The sequence below is a fragment of the Streptomyces sp. YPW6 genome (assembly GCF_018866325.1).
GTDB lineage: Bacteria > Actinomycetota > Actinomycetes > Streptomycetales > Streptomycetaceae > Streptomyces.
The window spans coordinates 4,306,893-4,327,658 of record NZ_CP076457.1 but is presented as its reverse complement, the minus strand read 5'-3'; the positions used below and the strand labels follow the sequence as shown (position 1 = coordinate 4,327,658).

At 67.8% G+C, this 20,766-nt stretch carries 17 protein-coding genes and 3 rRNA genes; 3 read left to right on the top strand and 17 right to left on the bottom strand.

Annotated elements, in window-relative coordinates; genetic code table 11:
* Positions 1-49: 49 nt before the first annotated feature.
* Complete coding sequence (locus KME66_RS19225; protein WP_073227824.1) at positions 50-340, bottom strand: glutaredoxin family protein; 291 nt, start codon at positions 338-340, stop codon at positions 50-52.
* A gap of 157 nt (positions 341-497) precedes the next feature.
* Here KME66_RS19225 and KME66_RS19220 point away from each other — a divergent pair, with 157 nt between their 5' ends.
* From KME66_RS19220 to KME66_RS19210, 3 genes are all read left to right on the top strand, one after another.
* Positions 498-1,445, top strand: a complete 948-nt coding sequence (locus KME66_RS19220; protein WP_073227821.1) for an HAD family phosphatase — start codon at positions 498-500, stop codon at positions 1,443-1,445.
* 433 nt (positions 1,446-1,878) lie between these two features.
* Complete coding sequence (locus tag KME66_RS19215) at positions 1,879-2,658, top strand: ECF subfamily RNA polymerase sigma factor, BldN family (protein WP_073227817.1); 780 nt, start codon at positions 1,879-1,881, stop codon at positions 2,656-2,658.
* Between the two features lie 209 nt (positions 2,659-2,867).
* Complete coding sequence (locus KME66_RS19210; protein WP_073227813.1) at positions 2,868-4,082, top strand: DUF5667 domain-containing protein; 1,215 nt, start codon at positions 2,868-2,870, stop codon at positions 4,080-4,082.
* A 126-nt stretch (positions 4,083-4,208) separates the two neighbouring features.
* Here KME66_RS19210 and KME66_RS19205 read toward each other — a convergent pair whose 3' ends face one another.
* The 16 genes from KME66_RS19205 to KME66_RS19130 all read right to left on the bottom strand — a co-directional run bounded on the left by KME66_RS19205 (position 4,209) and on the right by KME66_RS19130 (position 20,650).
* Positions 4,209-5,303 carry a lysophospholipid acyltransferase family protein gene (locus KME66_RS19205; protein ID WP_216324052.1) on the bottom strand — a complete coding sequence of 365 codons (1,095 nt, stop codon included), beginning with the start codon at positions 5,301-5,303 and terminating at the stop codon, positions 4,209-4,211.
* 15 nt (positions 5,304-5,318) lie between these two features.
* Positions 5,319-6,407 (bottom strand): NAD-dependent epimerase/dehydratase family protein, encoded by a 1,089-nt coding sequence (locus KME66_RS19200; RefSeq protein WP_073227807.1) that lies wholly within the window; start codon positions 6,405-6,407, stop codon positions 5,319-5,321.
* A 170-nt stretch (positions 6,408-6,577) separates the two neighbouring features.
* Positions 6,578-6,676 (bottom strand): AURKAIP1/COX24 domain-containing protein, encoded by a 99-nt coding sequence (locus KME66_RS19195; protein ID WP_003948845.1) that lies wholly within the window; start codon positions 6,674-6,676, stop codon positions 6,578-6,580.
* Between the two features lie 121 nt (positions 6,677-6,797).
* A complete protein-coding gene (locus KME66_RS19190) occupies positions 6,798-7,010 on the bottom strand; it encodes a helix-turn-helix domain-containing protein (protein WP_029182680.1) in 213 nt (70 codons plus the stop codon).
* 127 nt (positions 7,011-7,137) lie between these two features.
* Complete coding sequence (locus tag KME66_RS19185; RefSeq protein ID WP_216324049.1) at positions 7,138-7,953, bottom strand: phosphatase; 816 nt, start codon at positions 7,951-7,953, stop codon at positions 7,138-7,140.
* 100 nt (positions 7,954-8,053) lie between these two features.
* Positions 8,054-9,223 (bottom strand): acetoin utilization protein AcuC, encoded by a 1,170-nt coding sequence (locus KME66_RS19180; RefSeq protein ID WP_073227801.1) that lies wholly within the window; start codon positions 9,221-9,223, stop codon positions 8,054-8,056.
* Positions 9,192-10,442, bottom strand: a complete 1,251-nt coding sequence (locus KME66_RS19175; protein ID WP_216324046.1) for an MFS transporter — start codon at positions 10,440-10,442, stop codon at positions 9,192-9,194. Before KME66_RS19175 ends, KME66_RS19180 begins: the two co-directional genes overlap by 32 nt.
* An 83-nt stretch (positions 10,443-10,525) precedes the next feature.
* On the bottom strand, positions 10,526-11,170 hold the full coding sequence (locus KME66_RS19170; RefSeq protein WP_073227795.1) for an HAD family phosphatase: 645 nt from the start codon (positions 11,168-11,170) through the stop codon (positions 10,526-10,528).
* Between the two features lie 72 nt (positions 11,171-11,242).
* Positions 11,243-11,359 (bottom strand): 5S ribosomal RNA (rrf, locus tag KME66_RS19165).
* Positions 11,360-11,440: 81 nt separating this feature from the next.
* Positions 11,441-14,563: ribosomal RNA gene (locus KME66_RS19160) — 23S ribosomal RNA — on the bottom strand.
* Positions 14,564-14,858: 295 nt separating this feature from the next.
* Positions 14,859-16,384: ribosomal RNA gene (locus KME66_RS19155) — 16S ribosomal RNA — on the bottom strand.
* Together the 16S, 23S and 5S rRNA genes form the textbook arrangement of a ribosomal RNA operon.
* Before the next feature lie 678 nt (positions 16,385-17,062).
* Entirely contained in the window at positions 17,063-17,872 is an 810-nt protein-coding gene (gene proC / locus KME66_RS19150; RefSeq protein ID WP_216324043.1) for a pyrroline-5-carboxylate reductase, read from the bottom strand.
* 84 nt (positions 17,873-17,956) lie between these two features.
* Entirely contained in the window at positions 17,957-18,679 is a 723-nt protein-coding gene (locus tag KME66_RS19145) for an ABC transporter permease (RefSeq protein WP_073225706.1), read from the bottom strand.
* Positions 18,676-19,566 (bottom strand): ABC transporter ATP-binding protein, encoded by an 891-nt coding sequence (locus KME66_RS19140; RefSeq protein ID WP_216324041.1) that lies wholly within the window; start codon positions 19,564-19,566, stop codon positions 18,676-18,678. The genes KME66_RS19145 and KME66_RS19140 overlap by 4 nt, the downstream gene beginning before the upstream one ends.
* Positions 19,567-19,727: 161 nt before the next feature.
* Complete coding sequence (locus KME66_RS19135; RefSeq protein ID WP_216324038.1) at positions 19,728-20,258, bottom strand: hypothetical protein; 531 nt, start codon at positions 20,256-20,258, stop codon at positions 19,728-19,730.
* A gap of 47 nt (positions 20,259-20,305) precedes the next feature.
* Positions 20,306-20,650 carry an SH3 domain-containing protein gene (locus tag KME66_RS19130; protein ID WP_073225712.1) on the bottom strand — a complete coding sequence of 115 codons (345 nt, stop codon included), beginning with the start codon at positions 20,648-20,650 and terminating at the stop codon, positions 20,306-20,308.
* Positions 20,651-20,766 lie beyond the last annotated feature (116 nt).

Genomic DNA, 20,766 nt, shown 5'->3' with positions numbered 1-20,766 from the left:
CACACTCCTCACAGCTACGCCCCCGAGGCCACTCAAAACGCCCGTAATGTTAACCGGGTTTCGCGTCCGCACCCAGCGCCTTGCGCAGCCTGGCCGGGTCGACGCGCCAGAACGTGTGCTGTTCGCCGTCGATCAGCACCACCGGAATCTGCTCCCAGTACGCGCTGTGCAGTTCCTCGTCCTCGGTGATGTCCTTCTCCACCCACGACGCACCGGTCTCGGCGCAGACCGCGCTCACCACCGCCCGCGCGTCCTCGCACAGATGGCAGCCCGGCTTCCCGACCAGCGTGACCACCCGCTCGGCGGGCTTCTTCTTCGGACGTCGCAGCAGAGGACTCATGCCTCCATTCTGCGCCCGCCGCGCCCGGACCCCGGGGCCGCACGCCCTCACGGCGGACCGCCCGGAATCGACCGGTTCACCGTTCCGCCCCACAGCGTTCACGCCGGCGCATCACGGCAGGTCGGGCAGGTGCGGACGGACTGGCTATGCTCACCGCATGGCCGCTCTTGGATGGCTCACCCCCCGTAGGCGCTCCGCGACTGCGCGCAGCGTCCTGGCAGGCGAGGCCGCCGCCGAGGCCGCGCGCAAGACCTCGGCCGCCGACACCGACGCCGCCCTCCCGACCACAACCCCCGAAGAGGTCCCCGGGGAGCCCGCGTTCCCGGTCGCCGGGGACGTCCGCGCCGCCGCCTTCTTCGACCTCGACAACACCGTGATGCAGGGCGCCGCGATCTTCCACTTCGGCCGCGGCCTCTACAAGCGGAAGTTCTTCGAACGCCGCGAGCTCACCCGGTTCGCCTGGCAGCAGGCGTGGTTCCGGCTGGCCGGCGTCGAGGACCCCGAGCACATGCAGGACGCCCGCGACAGCGCCCTGTCCATCGTCAAGGGCCATCGCGTCTCCGAGCTGATGTCCATCGGCGAGGAGATCTACGACGAGTACATGGCCGACCGCATCTGGCCCGGCACCCGAGCCCTGGCCCAGGCCCACCTGGACGCCGGGCAGAAGGTCTGGCTGGTCACCGCCGCGCCCGTCGAGACCGCCACGATCATCGCCCGCCGCCTCGGCCTGACCGGCGCGCTCGGCACCGTCGCCGAATCGGTCGACGGCGTCTACACCGGCCGCCTGGTCGGCGAACCGCTGCACGGCCCCGCCAAGGCCGAGGCCGTCCGGGCCCTGGCCGCCGCCGAGGACCTCGACCTGGACCGCTGCGCCGCCTACAGCGACTCGCACAACGACATCCCGATGCTCTCGCTGGTCGGCCACCCCTACGCGATCAACCCGGACACCAAGCTCCGCAAGCACGCCCGCGCCCGCGACTGGCGGCTGCGCGACTACCGCACCGGCCGCAAGGCGGCCAAGGTCGGCATCCCGGCCGCCGCCGGGGTCGGCGCCCTGGCGGGCGGCACGGCCGCCGCGCTCGCCCTGCACCGCCGCCGCCGCTGACCCGCGGCCGCACCGCCCGGCATCGTCACCGCATCCGGCCCCCGGCCCCGTCCCCACCACCGCGCCCCGTGCCCGCCCGCTCCTTCCGGTCACGGGGCGCAGCCACGCCCGAAGCGGCGCGGTCGGTCGAAAGCCGTTTCGCCGTGATCGCGAACGCCCCCTCCGGCCAGGCCGATCGCCGGTGCCCGGCCACAACCCGTCGCCCTCATAGGCAGATCACGAAGTAATCCGATCAATAAACGGTCACCATGTGCTACTTGCTACGTCACTTAGCGATAAGAGAAGCGACGGAACCGGTGATTTAGACAACTGGGTGTAGCGCTGCCTGCACGAAGCGTTATTCTCCTCAGACGCATCACGGAGACCGCCACCCGCTACCACGGGTGACGATTTTCGAACTGCTCGTGATGGAAGCTCTGCCTCTGGGAGTCCCGTGTACCCACACGTCGGGGTTGACGCCTCGGGCCTGGCTACGCTGCGCGCATCGGTCATCGACCGCCTGCGCGGCTTCGTCCCCACCGCGTACGCCGTCCCCGCCTTTGCCACCCCTGCACCTGCCGGCCCCTGCTACGCCCTGGCCGAACGCAGTGCGGCGGTCGGAAGACGCAGCACCCGCGCCGCCTCGACCGCCACGTCGACCGTCCGCCGTCCCACGGCCGACAGCGACAGCGCGCGCATGATGGATCTCGTCGAGCGCGCGCAGGCCGGTGAGGCGGACGCCTTCGGCCGCCTGTACGACCAGTACAGCGACACCGTGTACCGCTACATCTACTACCGCGTGGGCGGCAAGGCGACCGCGGAGGACCTCACCAGCGAGACCTTCCTCCGCGCGCTGCGCCGCATCTCCACGTTCACCTGGCAGGGCCGCGACTTCGGCGCCTGGCTGGTCACGATCGCGCGCAATCTGGTCGCCGACCACTTCAAATCCAGTCGTTTCCGACTGGAAGTGACCACCGGCGAAATGCTCGACGCCAACGAGGTGGCGCGCAGCCCCGAGGACTCCGTCCTGGAGTCCCTCTCCAACGCCGCACTGCTCCAGGCCGTCCGGCGCCTCAACCCCCAGCAGCAGGAGTGCGTCACCCTGCGGTTCCTGCAAGGGCTCTCGGTCGCCGAGACCGCCCGCGTGATGGGCAAGAACGAAGGTGCGATCAAGACCCTCCAGTACCGGGCCGTGCGGACGCTCGCCCGACTCCTGCCGGACGACGCCCGCTGACGGCCTCTGCGTGACCGTCCCGTCACGCACCGATCCGATCATCTTTCGTGCGTAACCCAAGTGCCGCGCACGTCGTTGTGCCGATTGCAGGCCCCCTGTCGTCACCACCTGTCCGTCTCCGCTCACTCCATCGAGTGGAAACGCTCAAGGTGCGCAACCTTCCGGACCGCCAGGGGAGTCGACCGTCATGACGAGAGGAGGTGCCGCCAGTGATCGCAAACGTCTCGGCACACCGGCGGGCGAACGCCTTCGCCCAGGCCCTGGAGGAGCAGACCCCCCAGGGTGCGGCGGCCGCAGAGCCCGCTGAGCCGGCCGACCAGGCCGACCGCGGACCGCTGTTGGCCCTGGCGAACGGCCTCGGTGAGCTACCGAAGCCGCAGTTGGACCCCGAGGTCAAAGTGGTGCAGCGAGCCCAGCTCGTCGCCGCCATGGAGGCCATGTTCGCCGAGGGCGGCGCGTCCACGGGCCCTACGGTGCCCGTGCAACGGGGCAAGGGAGCCCACCGGGCCTCACCACTGCGGAAACTGCGACCCCGCTCCCGCTGGGCGAAGGGGCTCACCGCCGGCGGGCTCACCGTCGGCGTGGCCGCGGGAGCATTCGGCGGCGTGGCCGCCGCCAGCTCCGACGCCCTCCCCGGTGATTCCCTGTACGGGCTCAAGCGCGGGATGGAGGACCTCAGCCTCGGCATGGCCAAGGGCGACACCGACCGCGGTGAGGCCTACCTCGACCAGGCCTCCACCCGGCTCAGCGAGGCCCGCAGACTCATGGAGCGCGGCCGCTCCGGCGCCCTGGACCACGAATCCCTCGGCGCCGTCAGACGCGCACTCAACGGCATGTCCCACGACGCCTCCGAGGGCCACCGCCTGCTCCGCTCCGCCTACCAGCGCGACGGAGCGATCGGCCCCATCCAGACCCTGGACACCTTCTCCCGCTCGCACCGCGACACCTGGAGCAGCCTCCGCGACCGGCTGCCCGTCCAGCTCACCGACGTCCGCGACGAGGTCACCTCCGTCTTCGACGCCATGGACGAGGAGGTCGCACCGCTCCAGTCCCTCCTCCCCCGTCCCCCCGGCGAGAACAAGGGCACCGGCCGCTCCGACACCACCACCGCCCCCGGCGAGGGCTCCCCCCGCACCGACACCAGCGCGCCCCCGGCCTCCCCCGAGAAGCCCGGAGACCGCACCGACGGCAGCGCGGACCCCCAGCCCTCCGGATCCTCGGGCTCCTCCGACGCCACCCCCGACGACGGCCTGCTCGGCGGCGGCACGGACGGCCTGCTGGACGAACTCCCCACCGACGAGCTCGCCCCGCAGCCCTCCGAGAACCGTCCGAGCACACCCGCCGCCCCGGACGTCACCCTGCCCCCGCTCCTGCCGGGACTCCTCCCCGGCCTCGGCATCGACGGCGAGAACCTCAGGCCGTAGAACCGAAACGGGAGGGGGCCGGCACGCGATCCGCGTACCGGCCCCCTCCCACATCCCGGAGCATCCGTGCCGAGGCACCACGCGAGGCGTGCCCGGGCATCCGCACCGCGCCCCGTCCGCGCGGGCTCAGAAGAAGACCGACCTCCGCTGCACCAGCAGCTTGTACAGCGTGTGCTGGATCTGCTCCCGCACCTGGTCCGTCAGGTTGAACATCAGCATCGGATCCTCCGCCGCCTCCGGCGGATAGCCGTCCGTCGGAATCGGCTCGCCGAACTGGATCGTCCACTTCGTCGGCAGCGGCAGCGCACCCAGCGGCCCCAGCCACGGGAACGTCGGCGTGATCGGGAAGTACGGAAAGCCCAGCAGGCGGGCCAGCGTCTTCGCGTTCCCGATCATCGGGTAGATCTCCTCCGCCCCCACGATCGAGCACGGCACGATCGGCGCCCCCGCCCGCAGCGCCGTCGACACGAACCCGCCCCGCCCGAAGCGCTGCAGCTTGTAGCGCTCGCCGAACGGCTTGCCGATGCCCTTGAACCCCTCCGGCATCACCCCGACGATCTCCCCCAGCTCCAGCAGCCGCTGTGCGTCCTCCGCACAGGCCAGCGTGTGACCGGCCTTGCGCGCCAGCTCGTTGACGACCGGGAGGTGGAAGACCAGATCGGCGGCGAGCAGCCGCAGATGGCGCTCGGCCGGATGGTTGTCGTGCACCGCGACCTGGAGCATCAGCCCGTCCAGCGGCAACGTCCCGGAGTGGTTGGCCACGATGAGCGCCCCGCCGTCCGACGGGATGTTCTCGATGCCCTTCACCTCGACCCGGAAGTACGTGTCCGCCAGCGGCCGCAGCACCGACATCAGGACCTGGTCGGTGAGCTCCCGGTCGTACCCGAACTCGTCGACGTCGTAATCACCGGTGACCCGCCGCCGCAGGAACGCGAGCCCGCCCGCGATCCGCCGCTCCCAGCCCCCGGCCGACGAGCGTTCCGCGCCGGCCGCGTCCGGACCGGGCTCCGGGGAACCACCGCCTGCCTCCACGGCCTGGGGGGACCCGTCGGGCAGGCGACCGGGCCGCTCCGGGACCTGCGCCCCCGGCAGGGCGCTCACCGCGGCGGCGGAGCCGTCGCCCCGGCCACCGCCCGCCCCGGTCCTGCGCCGCGCCGGACGCGCACCACCACCGGAACGCGAACGGTCGTCGTCGAACGGAATGACCTTGGCATCCGCCATCGTCGGTGCGCTCCTCTACCTGGCCCCGTGAGTCGTCTGTACCGCGCCGGCCCCGCGCTCCCGCGGTCCGGCGCCTCCCGGCAGCGGCAACGCCGCCAGCCGGTCCACCGCCCTGCCCAGCGTCTCCGGCGGCAGCAGCCCCGGCCCCCGGCTCCGCGCGAACTCGGCGAAGGTCTCCGCCGTGGTGAACTCCGGCCGGAAACCGAGGGTCTCGCGCATCTGCACCGTGGACACCACCCGGCCATGGGTGAGCAGCCGGATCTGCTCCGGCGAGAAGTCGGTCATGCCGACCGTGCGGAGCGCCGAGCCGACCCAGGTGACGGCGGGCAGCAGCACGGGGACGGTCGGCTTCCCCAGCCGCCGCGAACACTGCGACAGCAGCAGCACCCCGTCACCGGCGATGTTGAACGTGCCGCTGTTCAGCGTTCCGCGCCGGGGCTCACTCGCCGCGATGCCGAGAACGTCGATCACATCGTCCTCGTGCACGAACTGGAGCCGCGGGTCGTAGCCGAAGACGGTCGGCAGGACGGGCAGCGACAGATAGTCCGCCAGCGGCGAGTCCGGGTGCGGCCCCAGGATGTTGGCGAACCGCAGCACGCACACCGCCACGTCCGGGCGGCGGCGGGCGAAGCCCCGTACGTACCCCTCGACCTCCACCGCGTCCTTCGCGAAGCCACCGCTCGGCAGCGACTTGGGCGGGGTGGTCTCGGTGAACACGGCCGGGTCGCGGGGAGCCGACCCGTACACGCTCGTGCTGGACTTCACCACGAGCCGCTGCACCGTCGGCGACTTCTGGCAGGCGCCGAGCAGCTGCATGGTGCCGATGACGTTGGTCTCCTTGACCGCCGTCCGGCCGCCGGCGCCGAGCGCCTTGCCGGAGACGTCCAGGTGGACCACCGTGTCGACGGCGTACTCGGCCAGGATCCGCGCCAGGGCCGACTGCCGGATGTCGGCGCGGACGAACTCCGCGCCGCCCAGCCTGTGCGGGGGCGGCACCGCGTCGACGGCGATCACCCGGTCCACCCCGGGGTCGCGCTGGACGCGCCGGACGAAGCGGCCCCCCAGCTGCCGGGCCACTCCTGTGACGAGGACGACCTTCCCCAAAGCCAGCGCCTTCCGTCGGCACGGGAAGCCGAACCCTGCTTCCCTGTTCCCCTGCTTCCCGCGGTAACTTCCCTGGCGGTCACCGTAGCGGGTGGACGGTTCCCTGTAACGCACCGCAGCCCCTCCACCGGAACGGCGGAGGGGCTGCGGATGTCACGAACTGCGTTCGCTTACTTCTTGTTGCGACGCTGAACGCGCGTGCGCTTGAGCAGCTTGCGGTGCTTCTTCTTGGCCATCCGCTTGCGCCGCTTCTTGATAACAGAGCCCACGACTACCCTCGCTCACTTCTTCTTCACTGGTGCGGGGCGTCTGGGCCCACACGACCTACGTCGGCCTAGCCTACCCGCCCCTGTCCGAGGGACGTAATCCGCGGGCAACCCGAGGCTGACCTCAGGCTGATTCCACCCCCACGAAGGACTCGCGGAGATACGCGTGAACCGCTTGCTCCGGCACCCGGAAGGACCTGCCCACCCGGATCGCCGGCAGATGACCGCTGTGCACCAGGCGGTACACCGTCATCTTCGACACGCGCATGACCGAGGCGACTTCCGCCACGGTCAGAAACTTGACCTCGTTGAGAGGCCTCTCGTTGTCAGCAGCCATGATCCACCTGTCCCTCCGCACCGGACGCGCACCGGCTTCCCCTCCGGTGACTCTTCGTCGTTGTGCGCTCACTCCCCAGATTAGGGGCGGGTGATGCGAGTGGGGAAGAGGGGAGGCGATCGACGGCTTACTGTGACAGACGGGCCCGATTGAGCACATAGCGCGTCAACGGCCGGTAGAACGGCGCCCGTACGCCGTCGTCGACCGGCACGACCACGGACACCCGCCCCTCCGCCTCCCCCACGAACAGCGCCGGATCGTCCGTGTCCGCCGGCCCGATCGCCTCGATCCCCAGCTGACCTGCACCGCAGACCCAGCCGTGATCCCCGATCACCAGCTCGGGCAGGACTCCGAGCCGCTCCGCCGCCCCCTGGAGCGCGAGCCGCACGGGAAGCGGCGAATGCGTGTGCGCGCCGGTCTCACCCCCGGTGGGCCGCCCCCCGGGCTCGCGCACCAGGGCGACACCCCGTACGTAGTCGAGACGGTACGTACGTACGCCAAACCGGGTCGTTATGTCGACACATCGCCCCTGCGCAGGGGTGAGAACAGGACAGCCCGCCGCCGACAGAGCGTCTGCCAGCCCGGCGTAGAACCCGAGCAGCCGGTGCGGATGACCGGTCCCCAGCAGCACCGGAGCCCGCCGCTCGGCCACCAGCGCCAACCGCTCCGCGAAGGCGTCCAGCGCGGCCACCGTCCGGTCCGGGTCGATCGCGTCGGGACCGCTCACCCGGGCGGGGTCGGCCGAGACCCCGCACCGGTCCGCCATCAGCCGCAACAGCTCGCTCTCGCCCCAGGCCCGCTCCGGCGCGAGCCCCAGCATCACCCGCGGGTCCCGGGCGGCGAACAGCCGGTAGCTGCGCAGACTGGTCTCGCGCGAGGTGGCCACGGGCCCGGCCAGCCGGGCCGCCAGCAGATGGGCGCGCAGCGCCCCGGTGCTCAACACCCCTGGGATGCTGCCGTATCGCGGAGCCGGAGCGGGCCGGAATCCCGTTACGCCCCACCGTTGGCGTAACGCACGGCACAATGCCCCGCTCGGCGCCCTCTCAGGTCAGCAGCCCCCGCAGCGGGAAGGCGGCCTTCCGGGACGCCAGCACCGCCTGGTCCAGCCGGTCCGCCGGGTCGTACCCGTCCTCCCACGCCTTCCACGACGGCGTACGCCCGTCCGTCATCCGCCCGGGACCCAGCTGCCGCGTCCGGGCGTAGACCAGATCACGCCAGGACGGCGGCACCACCGACTCCGGGTCGACCGGAGCGTGCGCGGCGATCCCCACGAGGTGCGTCCACGACCGGGGCACCACGTCCACCACCGCGTACCCGCCGCCGCCGAGCGCCATCCAGCGCCCGTCGGCGTGATCGTGGGCCAGCCGGTGGCAGGACTCCATGACCGCCCGCTGGGCGTCCAGCGACACGGCGAGGTGGGCGAGCGGGTCCTCGAAGTGCGTGTCGGCCCCGTGCTGGGTGACGAGCACCTGGGGCCGGAAGTCCGCCAGCAGCTCGGGCACCACCGCGTGGAAGGCCCGCAGCCACCCCTCGTCCCCGGTCCCGGCCGGAAGCGCCACGTTCACCGCGGAACCCTCCCCGGCCCCGGCCCCGGTCTCCTCCGGCCACCCGGTCTGCGGGAAGAGCGTCCGCGGGTGCTCGTGCAACGAGATCGTCAGAACGCGCGGGTCCTCCCAGAACGCCGCCTGCACCCCGTCCCCGTGGTGGACGTCCACATCGACGTACGCGACCCGCTCCGCGCCCAGCTCCAGCAGCCGGGCGATGGCGAGGGCCGGGTCGTTGTAGACGCAGAACCCGGCGGCCGACCCCGGCATGGCGTGATGCAGCCCCCCGGTGAAGTTCACCGCGTGCTCGGTCTCGCCCCGCCACACGGCCTCCGCGGCCCCCACCGACAGCCCGGCGATCAACGCGGACACCTCGTGCATCCCGGTGAACGCCGGATCGTCCACGGTGCCGAGCCCGTAGTTCTGGTCGGCGGCCCGCGGATCCGCGGAGGCGGCCCGCACGGCCGCCACGTAGTCCTGCCGGTGGACGAGCCGCAGGGTGGAGTCCCCCACGGGCTTCGCCGACCGCAGATCCACCGCCGTATCGAGCCCGAACGCCCGCACCAGCCCCATCGTCAGGGCGAGCCGGACCGGGTCCATGGGGTGGGTGTCCCCGAAGTCGTATCCCGTAACTGCGTCATCCCACATCAGCTGTGCGCGGCCGCTCATGCCCGCCACCGTATCGGGCGGGCTCCGGCCCGAACGCGCGGGCATACACGAGCGTCGCCAGCACCAGAACCATCGGTACGAGCATGGCCCCGCGATAACTCCACGCATCCCCCAGAGCACCCACGAGCGGCGAACCGACCAGGAACCCCACATAGTTGAAGATATTCAGCCGGGCCACGGCGGCATCGCTGCTCCCCGGGAACATCCGCCCGGCGGCGGCGAAGGTCTGCGGCACGATCACGCAGAGCCCGAACCCGAGCATCGTGAACCCGAGCATCCCCACCCAGGCCCCGGGCGCGACCGCCACGACCGCGAACCCGCCGGCCGCCAGCAGACTCCCGCCCCGCACCACGGCGACCGCCCCGAACCGCCGCACCCCGAGGTCCCCCACGGCCCGCCCCAGCAGCGTCGTCACCATGTAGACGTTGTACGGAACGGTCGCGAGCTGCTCCGAGCTGCCCAGCACGTCCTGGAGGTACTTGGCACTCCAGTTGGAGACGGTCGAATCCCCGATGTAGGCGAAGGTCATGATGAGGCAGAGCGGCAGCAGCAGCTTGAAGGAGATCGCTCCGCCGGCACTCCCCGCACCGGCATCGGCGACCCCACCAGCATCCGCGGCGTCCGCCGCCTCCCCCGCCGGGCCCTTCCGCTCCGGGCCCGTCCCCTCCGTGTACCACCGGCTCGCGATCAGCGCGGCGGGCAGCAGCACGGCGACGACGGGCAGGTAGGACGCGAGCAACGACAGCTCCCACCGCGCCCCGGCCCATGCCAGGGACGCCCCCGCGATCCCGCCGAGGCTCCAGACAGCATGAAAGCCGGTCATGATGCTGCGTCCGTAGGCCCGTTGGAGGCTGACGCCCAGCATGTTCATGGAGGCGTCGAGCGCCCCGACGGCCAGCCCGAACACCCCGAGGGCGACGGCGACCTGCCACATCTCCCGCCCGGCGCCCACGCCCAGGAGCGCGAGGAGGACGAAGGGCTGGGCCCACCGCAGGACGACGCTCGGCCGGACCCGCGCGACCGCCTTCTCGGTGGCCACGCTGCCGGCCCCCGCCAGGATCGGGACAGCGGCGAGGAAGACGGGCAGCAGCCCGTCGGATATCCCGTACCGGTCCTGGATGGCGGGGATACGCGTCACCAGAAGAGCGAACGCCACGCCCTGCACGCCGAAGCTCAGCCCCAGGGAGGCCCTGCCGTGCCGCAAGCCCGCATCAGTCATGGCGGCGAGCGTAGAGCCAGCCGCTACCCATGGGTAGAGAGATCAGTCGAGCAGTTTCCGGACGGGCGACGTCCGAGGGGGCTTCAGGCGAGCAGCTGGGGCAGCTGGGCCATGTCCGAGAAATGCCCGGTCACTCCGACGAGCCGGTCGGCGGGCACCATCGAGGTGAACCCGTACACGTCCATCCCGGCCGCCCGTGCCGCTTCGACCCCGAGCGGGCTGTCCTCGATGACGACGCACCTTTCGGGGGCGACGCCCATGCGCTCGGCGGCGTGGAGAAACAGGTCCGGTGCCGGCTTGCCCCGCCCGACGTCCTCCGAGCTGAAGATCCACTCCTCCTCGAACCACTGGTCGATCCCGGTCCTGCGGTGCCCGACCCGGATCCGCTCATGGCTCCCGGAGGAGGCGACGCAGTAGTCCACCCCGTCCGCGACGAGCTTCCCGAGCAGTTCCTCGGCTCCGTCGACCGCCACCAGTTCCTGCTGGAAGGCGGCGAACGTACGGGCGCTGAGCGTGGAGTCGAAGTCCTCGGGCAGCTTCTGCCCGGTCCTCTCCTCGACGAGATCATGGACCCGGTGCACGGCGGACCCCATGTAGTCACGCAGCGATTCCTCGTACGTGGTGGGGTGACCGAGTTCGGTCAGGTAGCCGGAGAGGACGGTGTTCGCGAGCGGCTCGCTGTCGACGAGCACACCGTCGTTGTCGAAGATGACCAGTTCGTAGCGCATGGTCCGACCCTAGACGTTCAGAACGCAGAAAAGCCCCGTGCCACAAGGGCACGGGGCTTTCCCACAATAATTGTTCGGCGGCGTCCTACTCTCCCACAGGGTCCCCCCTGCAGTACCATCGGCGCTGAAAGGCTTAGCTTCCGGGTTCGGAATGTAACCGGGCGTTTCCCTAACGCAATGACCACCGAAACACTATGAAACAATCAAACCAACCGGGCAACAACACAGCCGTTCGTTATTTCAGAACTAACACAGTGGACGCGAGCAACTGAGGACAAGCCCTCGGCCTATTAGTACCAGTCAGCTCCACCCGTTACCGGGCTTCCACATCTGGCCTATCAACCCAGTCGTCTACTGGGAGCCTTAACCCCTCAAAGGAGGTGGGAATACTCATCTCGAAGCAGGCTTCCCGCTTAGATGCTTTCAGCGGTTATCCTTTCCGAACGTAGCCAACCAGCCATGCCCTTGGCAGAACAACTGGCACACCAGAGGTTCGTCCGTCCCGGTCCTCTCGTACTAGGGACAGCCCTTCTCAATATTCCTACGCGCACAGCGGATAGGGACCGAACTGTCTCACGACGTTCTAAACCCAGCTCGCGTACCGCTTTAATGGGCGAACAGCCCAACCCTTGGGACCGACTCCAGCCCCAGGATGCGACGAGCCGACATCGAGGTGCCAAACCATCCCGTCGATATGGACTCTTGGGAAGATCAGCCTGTTATCCCCGGGGTACCTTTTATCCGTTGAGCGACAGCGCTTCCACAAGCCACTGCCGGATCACTAGTCCCGACTTTCGTCCCTGCTCGACCCGTCGGTCTCACAGTCAAGCTCCCTTGTGCACTTACACTCAACACCTGATTACCAACCAGGCTGAGGGAACCTTTGGGCGCCTCCGTTACTCTTTAGGAGGCAACCGCCCCAGTTAAACTACCCATCAGACACTGTCCCTGATCCGGATCACGGACCCAGGTTAGACATCCAGCACGACCAGAGTGGTATTTCAACGACGACTCCACAACCACTGGCGTGGCCGCTTCACAGTCTCCCACCTATCCTACACAAGCCGAACCGAACACCAATATCAAACTGTAGTAAAGGTCCCGGGGTCTTTCCGTCCTGCTGCGCGAAACGAGCATCTTTACTCGTAGTGCAATTTCACCGGGCCTATGGTTGAGACAGTCGAGAAGTCGTTACGCCATTCGTGCAGGTCGGAACTTACCCGACAAGGAATTTCGCTACCTTAGGATGGTTATAGTTACCACCGCCGTTTACTGGCGCTTAAGTTCTCAGCTTCGCCACCCCGAAGAGCAGCTAACCGGTCCCCTTAACGTTCCAGCACCGGGCAGGCGTCAGTCCGTATACATCGCCTTACGGCTTCGCACGGACCTGTGTTTTTAGTAAACAGTCGCTTCTCGCTGGTCTCTGCGGCCACCCCCAGCTCAAGCAGCACGTGCTATCACCAGAAATGGCCCCCCTTCTCCCGAAGTTACGGGGCATTTTGCCGAGTTCCTTAACCATAGTTCACCCGAACGCCTCGGTATTCTCTACCTGACCACCTGAGTCGGTTTAGGGTACGGGCCGCCATGAAACTCGCTAGAGGCTTTTCTCGACAGCATAGGATCATCCACTTCACCACAATCGGCTCGGCATCAGGTCTCAGACTCCATGCACGACGGATTTACCTACCGTGCGTCCTACACCCTTACCCCGGGACAACCACCACCCGGGCTGGACTACCTTCCTGCGTCACCCCATCGCTTACCTACTACAAGTCTGGTTCATCGGCTCCACCACTACCCTCAACTCCGAAGAGATCGGGCCGGCTTCACGGACTTAGCATCGCCTGATTCAGTACTGGGCGTTTCAAAGCGGGTACCGGAATATCAACCGGTTGTCCATCGACTACGCCTGTCGGCCTCGCCTTAGGTCCCGACTTACCCTGGGCAGATCAGCTTGACCCAGGAACCCTTAGTCAATCGGCGCACACGTTTCTCACGTGTGTATCGCTACTCATGCCTGCATTCTCACTCGTGAACCGTCCACAACTCGCTTCCGCGGCTGCTTCACCCGGCACACGACGCTCCCCTACCCAACCCAACGGGCGTTGGCCCTCATGCTGGATTGACACGACTTCGGCGGTACGCTTGAGCCCCGCTACATTGTCGGCGCGGAATCACTTGACCAGTGAGCTATTACGCACTCTTTCAAGGATGGCTGCTTCTAAGCCAACCTCCTGGTTGTCTCTGCGACTCCACATCCTTTCCCACTTAGCGTACGCTTAGGGGCCTTAGTCGATGCTCTGGGCTGTTTCCCTCTCGACCATGGAGCTTATCCCCCACAGTCTCACTGCCGCGCTCTCACTTACCGGCATTCGGAGTTTGGCTAAGGTCAGTAACCCGGTAGGGCCCATCGCCTATCCAGTGCTCTACCTCCGGCAAGAAACACACGACGCTGCACCTAAATGCATTTCGGGGAGAACCAGCTATCACGGAGTTTGATTGGCCTTTCACCCCTAACCACAGGTCATCCCCCAGGTTTTCAACCCTGGTGGGTTCGGTCCTCCACGAAGTCTTACCTCCGCTTCAACCTGCCCATGGCTAGATCACTCCGCTTCGGGTCTAGAGCGTGCAACTCAAACGCCCTGTTCGGACTCGCTTTCGCTACGGCTTCCCCACACGGGTTAACCTCGCTACACACCGCTAACTCGCAGGCTCATTCTTCAAAAGGCACGCAGTCACGACTGACAGCACAAGTGCTGCCAGCGACGCTCCCACGGCTTGTAGGCACACGGTTTCAGGTACTATTTCACTCCGCTCCCGCGGTACTTTTCACCATTCCCTCACGGTACTATCCGCTATCGGTCACCAGGGAATATTTAGGCTTAGCGGGTGGTCCCGCCAGATTCACACGGGATTTCTCGGGCCCCGTGCTACTTGGGTGTCTCTCAAACAAGCCGCTGATGTTTCAGCTACGGGGGTCTTACCCTCTACGCCGGACCTTTCGCATGTCCTTCGCCTACACCAACGGTTTCTGACTCGTCTCACAGCCGGCAGACCATGACAGAGAGATCCCACAACCCCGCATACGCAACCCCTGCCGGGTATCACACGCATACGGTTTGGCCTCATCCAGTTTCGCTCGCCACTACTCCCGGAATCACGGTTGTTTTCTCTTCCTGAGGGTACTGAGATGTTTCACTTCCCCTCGTTCCCTCCACACTGCCTATGTGTTCAGCAGCGGGTGACAGCCCATGACGACTGCCGGGTTTCCCCATTCGGAAACCCCCGGATCACAGCTCGGTTGACAGCTCCCCGGGGACTATCGTGGCCTCCCACGTCCTTCATCGGTTCCTGGTGCCAAGGCATCCACCGTGCGCCCTTAAAAACTTGGCCACAGATGCTCGCGTCCACTGTGCAGTTCTCAAACAACGACCAGCCACCCACCACCCCGCCCTTGCAGACGAGTTCACTGGGACCGGATCAGAAGGCTGCCTTACGGCCGTACCCTCAGACACCCAACAACGTGCCCGACACAACCGATCCCTCACCACGTTCCACGCCGAAGCAGTACTAGCAGTGATCAACCTGTCGTGCCGAATAGTCAACGTTCCACCCATGAGCTGACCACCGTCGGACATCTGCCGACGTAGTGGCTCTGGATTCCTTGCGGAATCTAGATGCTCCTTAGAAAGGAGGTGATCCAGCCGCACCTTCCGGTACGGCTACCTTGTTACGACTTCGTCCCAATCGCCAGTCCCACCTTCGACAGCTCCCTCCCACAAGGGGTTGGGCCACCGGCTTCGGGTGTTACCGACTTTCGTGACGTGACGGGCGGTGTGTACAAGGCCCGGGAACGTATTCACCGCAGCAATGCTGATCTGCGATTACTAGCAACTCCGACTTCATGGGGTCGAGTTGCAGACCCCAATCCGAACTGAGACCGGCTTTTTGAGATTCGCTCCGCCTCGCGGCATCGCAGCTCATTGTACCGGCCATTGTAGCACGTGTGCAGCCCAAGACATAAGGGGCATGATGACTTGACGTCGTCCCCACCTTCCTCCGAGTTGACCCCGGCAGTCTCCTGTGAGTCCCCATCACCCCGAAGGGCATGCTGGCAACACAGAACAAGGGTTGCGCTCGTTGCGGGACTTAACCCAACATCTCACGACACGAGCTGACGACAGCCATGCACCACCTGTATACCGACCACAAGGGGCACCATCTCTGATGCTTTCCGGTATATGTCAAGCCTTGGTAAGGTTCTTCGCGTTGCGTCGAATTAAGCCACATGCTCCGCTGCTTGTGCGGGCCCCCGTCAATTCCTTTGAGTTTTAGCCTTGCGGCCGTACTCCCCAGGCGGGGAACTTAATGCGTTAGCTGCGGCACCGACGACGTGGAATGTCGCCAACACCTAGTTCCCAACGTTTACGGCGTGGACTACCAGGGTATCTAATCCTGTTCGCTCCCCACGCTTTCGCTCCTCAGCGTCAGTAATGGCCCAGAGATCCGCCTTCGCCACCGGTGTTCCTCCTGATATCTGCGCATTTCACCGCTACACCAGGAATTCCGATCTCCCCTACCACACTCTAGCTAGCCCGTATCGAATGCAGACCCGGGGTTAAGCCCCGGGCTTTCACATCCGACGTGACAAGCCGCCTACGAGCTCTTTACGCCCAATAATTCCGGACAACGCTTGCGCCCTACGTATTACCGCGGCTGCTGGCACGTAGTTAGCCGGCGCTTCTTCTGCAGGTACCGTCACTTGCGCTTCTTCCCTGCTGAAAGAGGTTTACAACCCGAAGGCCGTCATCCCTCACGCGGCGTCGCTGCATCAGGCTTTCGCCCATTGTGCAATATTCCCCACTGCTGCCTCCCGTAGGAGTCTGGGCCGTGTCTCAGTCCCAGTGTGGCCGGTCGCCCTCTCAGGCCGGCTACCCGTCGTCGCCTTGGTAGGCCATTACCCCACCAACAAGCTGATAGGCCGCGGGCTCATCCTTCACCGCCGGAGCTTTCAACCCCGTCCCATGCGGGACGAAGTGGTATCCGGTATTAGACCCCGTTTCCAGGGCTTGTCCCAGAGTGAAGGGCAGATTGCCCACGTGTTACTCACCCGTTCGCCACTAATCCACCACCGAAGTGATTTCATCGTTCGACTTGCATGTGTTAAGCACGCCGCCAGCGTTCGTCCTGAGCCAGGATCAAACTCTCCGTGAATGTTTACCCGTGATCGGGTGCACACACACGAGAGCGGAACAACCGGTCGGAATGAGACCGGTTGTTCACAGCGTCCTCGCTGTGTATTTCAAAAGGAACCGCGTCCCGACCAAAACGGCCGGAGACGGGGTATCAACATATCTGGCGTTGACTTTTGGCACGCTGTTGAGTTCTCAAGGAACGGACGCTTCCTTCGGTCCCGTATCACCGGGGCCCTCCGGGCGCTTCCCTTCGTTTTTTCTTTGTCCTGCTGTCTTGCGTTTCCGACTCTATCAGACTCTTCCGTGTCCGATTCCCGGTCGAAGCGGGCCGTGCAGTTTCGCTTTCCAGGTCCACCGCTTTCGCGCTTTCCCTTTCCGGCGAGTCCGACTCTATCAGATCCTTTCGGGCCTGATTCCCAGTCAGCGGGGTTCGTCTTCCCGGCTGTTGGGCCGTTCCGACGAGTGAGACTTTAGCGGATTCCCGGGCCCCGACGCTAATCGGGGGCGTTCCTTCGAACGCGGATTCCTCATTTCGCGCAGGCACGCGAAAAGGCATGCGACGGAACGTCGCGTGTCTTCTCGTGGTTACTGCGGAATGGCTGTCCGGGGACCGACCGGGGTCGGCGCTCACGTCGGACAACTCGGAGCACACTACGGATCTGCCGGGGGTGTGTCAACCCCCGGCAGGAGTCCCGGGTCAGCCGTTGCCGGTGGCCAGTTCGCGGCTGCGGTCGCGTGCTGCCTCCAGGGCGGCGATGAGGGCCGCGCGCACTCCGTGGTTCTCCAGCTCGCGGATCGCGCTGATCGTGGTGCCGGCCGGGCTGGTGACGGCCTCGCGCAGCTTGACCGGGTGTTCGCCGCTGTCCCGGAGCATGACGGCGGCGCCGATGGCGGCCTGGACGATGAGGTCGTGGGCCTGGGCGCGGGGCAGACCGAGGAGGATGCCCGCGTCGGTCATGGCCTCGACCAGGAAGTAGAAGTAGGCGGGGCCGGAGCCGGAGAGGGCGGTCGCCGCGTCCTGCTGGGACTCCGGGACACGCAGGGTCTTGCCGACGCCGCCGAAGATCGCCTCGGCGGTGGCGAGGTGGGCGCCCGTGGCGTGGCGTCCTGCCGAGATGACGGACATCCCCTCGTCGACGAGGACCGGGGTGTTGGGCATGACCCGGACCACCGGGGTGTCCGGGGTGAGCCGCTCCTCGATGAACACGGTGGTGATGCCGGCCGCCGCGCTGATGACCAGGCGGTCGGCGGTGGCGTGCGGGGCGAGTTCGTCCAGGAGCTTGCCCATGTCCTGCGGCTTGACCGCGAGGATGAGGATGTCGGCGTTCTTCGCCGCCTCCGCGTTGGTGACGGACTCGACGCCGTACCGCGTGTGCAGTTCCCGGGCCCGGTCGCCGCGGCGGGTGGTCACCAGGATGTCGGCCGGTCGCCAGCCCGCCCGGATCATCCCGCTGAGCAGGGCCTCGCCGATCTTTCCGGTGCCGAGGACTGCGACTGTCTGGGTCATGTGTTCACCCTCCGGGCGGTGCTGGGCCGTACGGTGCTGTGGGCTGGTCCGGTGCTGCTGCCCGACATCCTCGCATCGGGGTGCTCACGGCGTACGGCGGCGGAGGGTGATCGCGCCGAGGCAGAGGACCAGCAGGGCGCTTCCCGCGACCACGACGACGTCGCGGACGAAGTCGCCGGTGATGTCGGAGTGCTGGAGGACCTGGTTCATACCGTCGACGGCGTACGACATCGGCAGGACGTTGGAGATCGCCTCCAGGACCGGGTGCATCGCCTCGCGCGGGGTGAACAGGCCGCACAGCAGGAGCTGGGGGAAGATCACCGCGGGCATGAACTGGACCGCCTGGAACTCGGACGCGGCGAACGCCGAGACGAACAGGCCGAGCGCGGTGCCGAGCAGGGCGTCGAGCAGGGCGACCAGGAGCAGCAGCCAGGGGGAGCCGACGACGTCGAGGCCCAGCAGCCAGACGGAGACGGCCGTCGCGAGTGCCGACTGGACGACCGCGACCGCGCCGAACGCGAGGGCGTACCCGCCGATCAGGCCGCCCTTGCCCAGTGGGAGGGCGAGGAGGCGTTCGAGGGTGCCCGTGGTGCGTTCGCGCAGGGTGGCGATCGAGGTCACCAGGAACATCGTGATCAGCGGGAAGATGCCGAGCAGGGAGGCCCCGGTCGCGTCGAAGGTGCCGGGCGCGCCGTCGAAGACGTAGCGGAGCAGAGTGATCAGCAGGACCGGGACGATGACCAGGAGCGCGATCGTGCGGGGGTCGTGGGTCAGCTGGCGCAGGACACGGCCCGCGGTGGCGTTCATCGGGGGGACTCCTCGGTGAGGGGTGCGGCGGTCTTGTCGGCGGGACGCTCGTCGGCTCCGTGGCCCCCGGCCCGGTCCGGGTCGGTCGGTTCGGCGTCGACCAGGCGGAGGAACGCCTCCTCGACGGTGGCGGAGTTGGTGCGGCGGCGGAGCGCGTCGGGGGTGTCCTCGGCGAGGATCCGGCCGTCGCGCATCAGGAGCAGGCGGTGGCAGCGCTCGGCCTCGTCCATGACGTGGGACGAGATGAGGATCGTGGTCCCGCGGTCGGCCAGGCGGTGGAAGAGGTCCCAGAGGTCCCGGCGGAGTACGGGGTCGAGGCCGACGGTCGGCTCGTCCAGGACCAGCAGGTCCGGGGTGCCGAGCAGGGCGACGGCCAGCGAGACGCGGCTGCGCTGCCCCCCGGAGAGGGCGCTGGCGAGGGCGTCGGCGCGGGTGGTCAGGTCGACGTCGTCGATGGCGCGGGTGACGGCCTCGCGACGGGCGTCCCGGTGGGCGCGGCCCGGGTGCAGGACGGCGGCGAAGTAGTCGAGGTTCTGCCGGACGGTGAGGTCGGTGTAGACCGAGGGCGCCTGGGTGACGTAGCCGATGCGGGGACGCAGGGCCGGGTCTCCGGCGGGGTGGCCCAGGACGTCCAGGACGCCGGTGACCTTGGCCTGGGTGCCGACCACCGCCCGCATGAGCGTGGTCTTGCCGCAGCCTGAGGGGCCGAGAAGGCCGGTGATGCTGCCGGAGGGGACGGTGAAGCCGAGGGCGTGCAGGACGGTGCGGGTGCCCCGGACGACGGTGAGGTCACGGGCCGCGATCGCCGAGGTCGGCGGTGGGGGTGTGTCCGGGGACGGGTGCGTCGCGGGGGTGGCCGGAGCCGCCCCGTGCTCGTAATTCATCATGTGATGAATTATTCGCCCGACGGGACTGCTCGTCAAGCCCGACGGGGCTGCCCAACGGGCTCGGCGGGTACGGACGAGGGGGAAGGAATACGAAACGGCTCGGCCCGCCGACGTGATGTCGGCGGGCCGAGCCGTGTGTGCGGTCGACGGAGCCCCGGGGCTCAGCCGCGCTTCGGGCGCTTGCGGCCGGAGGCCTTGCGGGCCGCCGGGTTGCCGGTGCGGGCCGAGCGGCGCTTCTCGAACTGGGCGCGGGCCCTCTCGTACTCGGCGCGGCGCAGCTTCTCGCCCGGGGCCTCGGTGAGCGAGCGGACGAAATAGGCGAGGAGCGAGCCGATGAAGCCGATGGACTTCAGGCCGCGCAGGGCGTCCTCGCGGGACGGGTCCTCGGGGCGGGCGCCGAAGCCCTCCCAGGTCTTGCGGAAGGCGATGGCGCTGCAGATCGAGAACATCGCGATGACCAGCACCCCGACGAAACCGCCGACCTCCGCGATCTCCAGACCCTGGTAGGCGAAGCGCAGGACGAAGCAGGCGGCCACCGCGGCGGCCAGGGAACCGGCGGCGACGCCGGCGCGGCGCAGGCCGTAACCGCCGTCGTGGTCGACCCAGGTCGTGCCGAAGAAGCGGATCGGCTCGGGCCGCGGCCCCGGGGCCGTGGCGGGCGGGGTGCCGGGGGCTGCGCTGTTCTCGCTCACGGGGTCGATTATCCCCCGCCGCCGCCCCCGGTACCCGGGCGGCGCCGTCAGTCGCAGCGCGGTGCGATGTAGCCGTCACGCCCCGTGTAGACGTAGGCGTCCGAGACGAACTCGCCGTTGGCGATGTTGTCCCAGATGTTCGACGTGCCGTACGGGCCGGTGACCCACTCCCCCGGCTTCTGGCAGTAGACCGGGACCTTCTGCCCGTACGGCAGGGTCCTGACGATGCGGTAGGCGGTGCCCGGTCCGCTGCGGACGTTGACCCGGTAGCCCGGGGCGATCGGGTAGCGGGTGCCGGTCGAGGCGGTCCCGGCCTCTCCCGCCGCCGCGCGTTCCGCGGTCGCCACCGCCTCGGCCGCCGACCGTTCCTGCGTGTGCTCTTCAACGCCCATGCGGGCCTCCCCCGTTGATATGTCCCGTACGCGCCTGTGCGTACGACGCGCAGGCTAGCAAGCACCGTGCTTCTCGCACGCACCTTCGACTAGGCTCCGTGCGTCGCATGCGCACG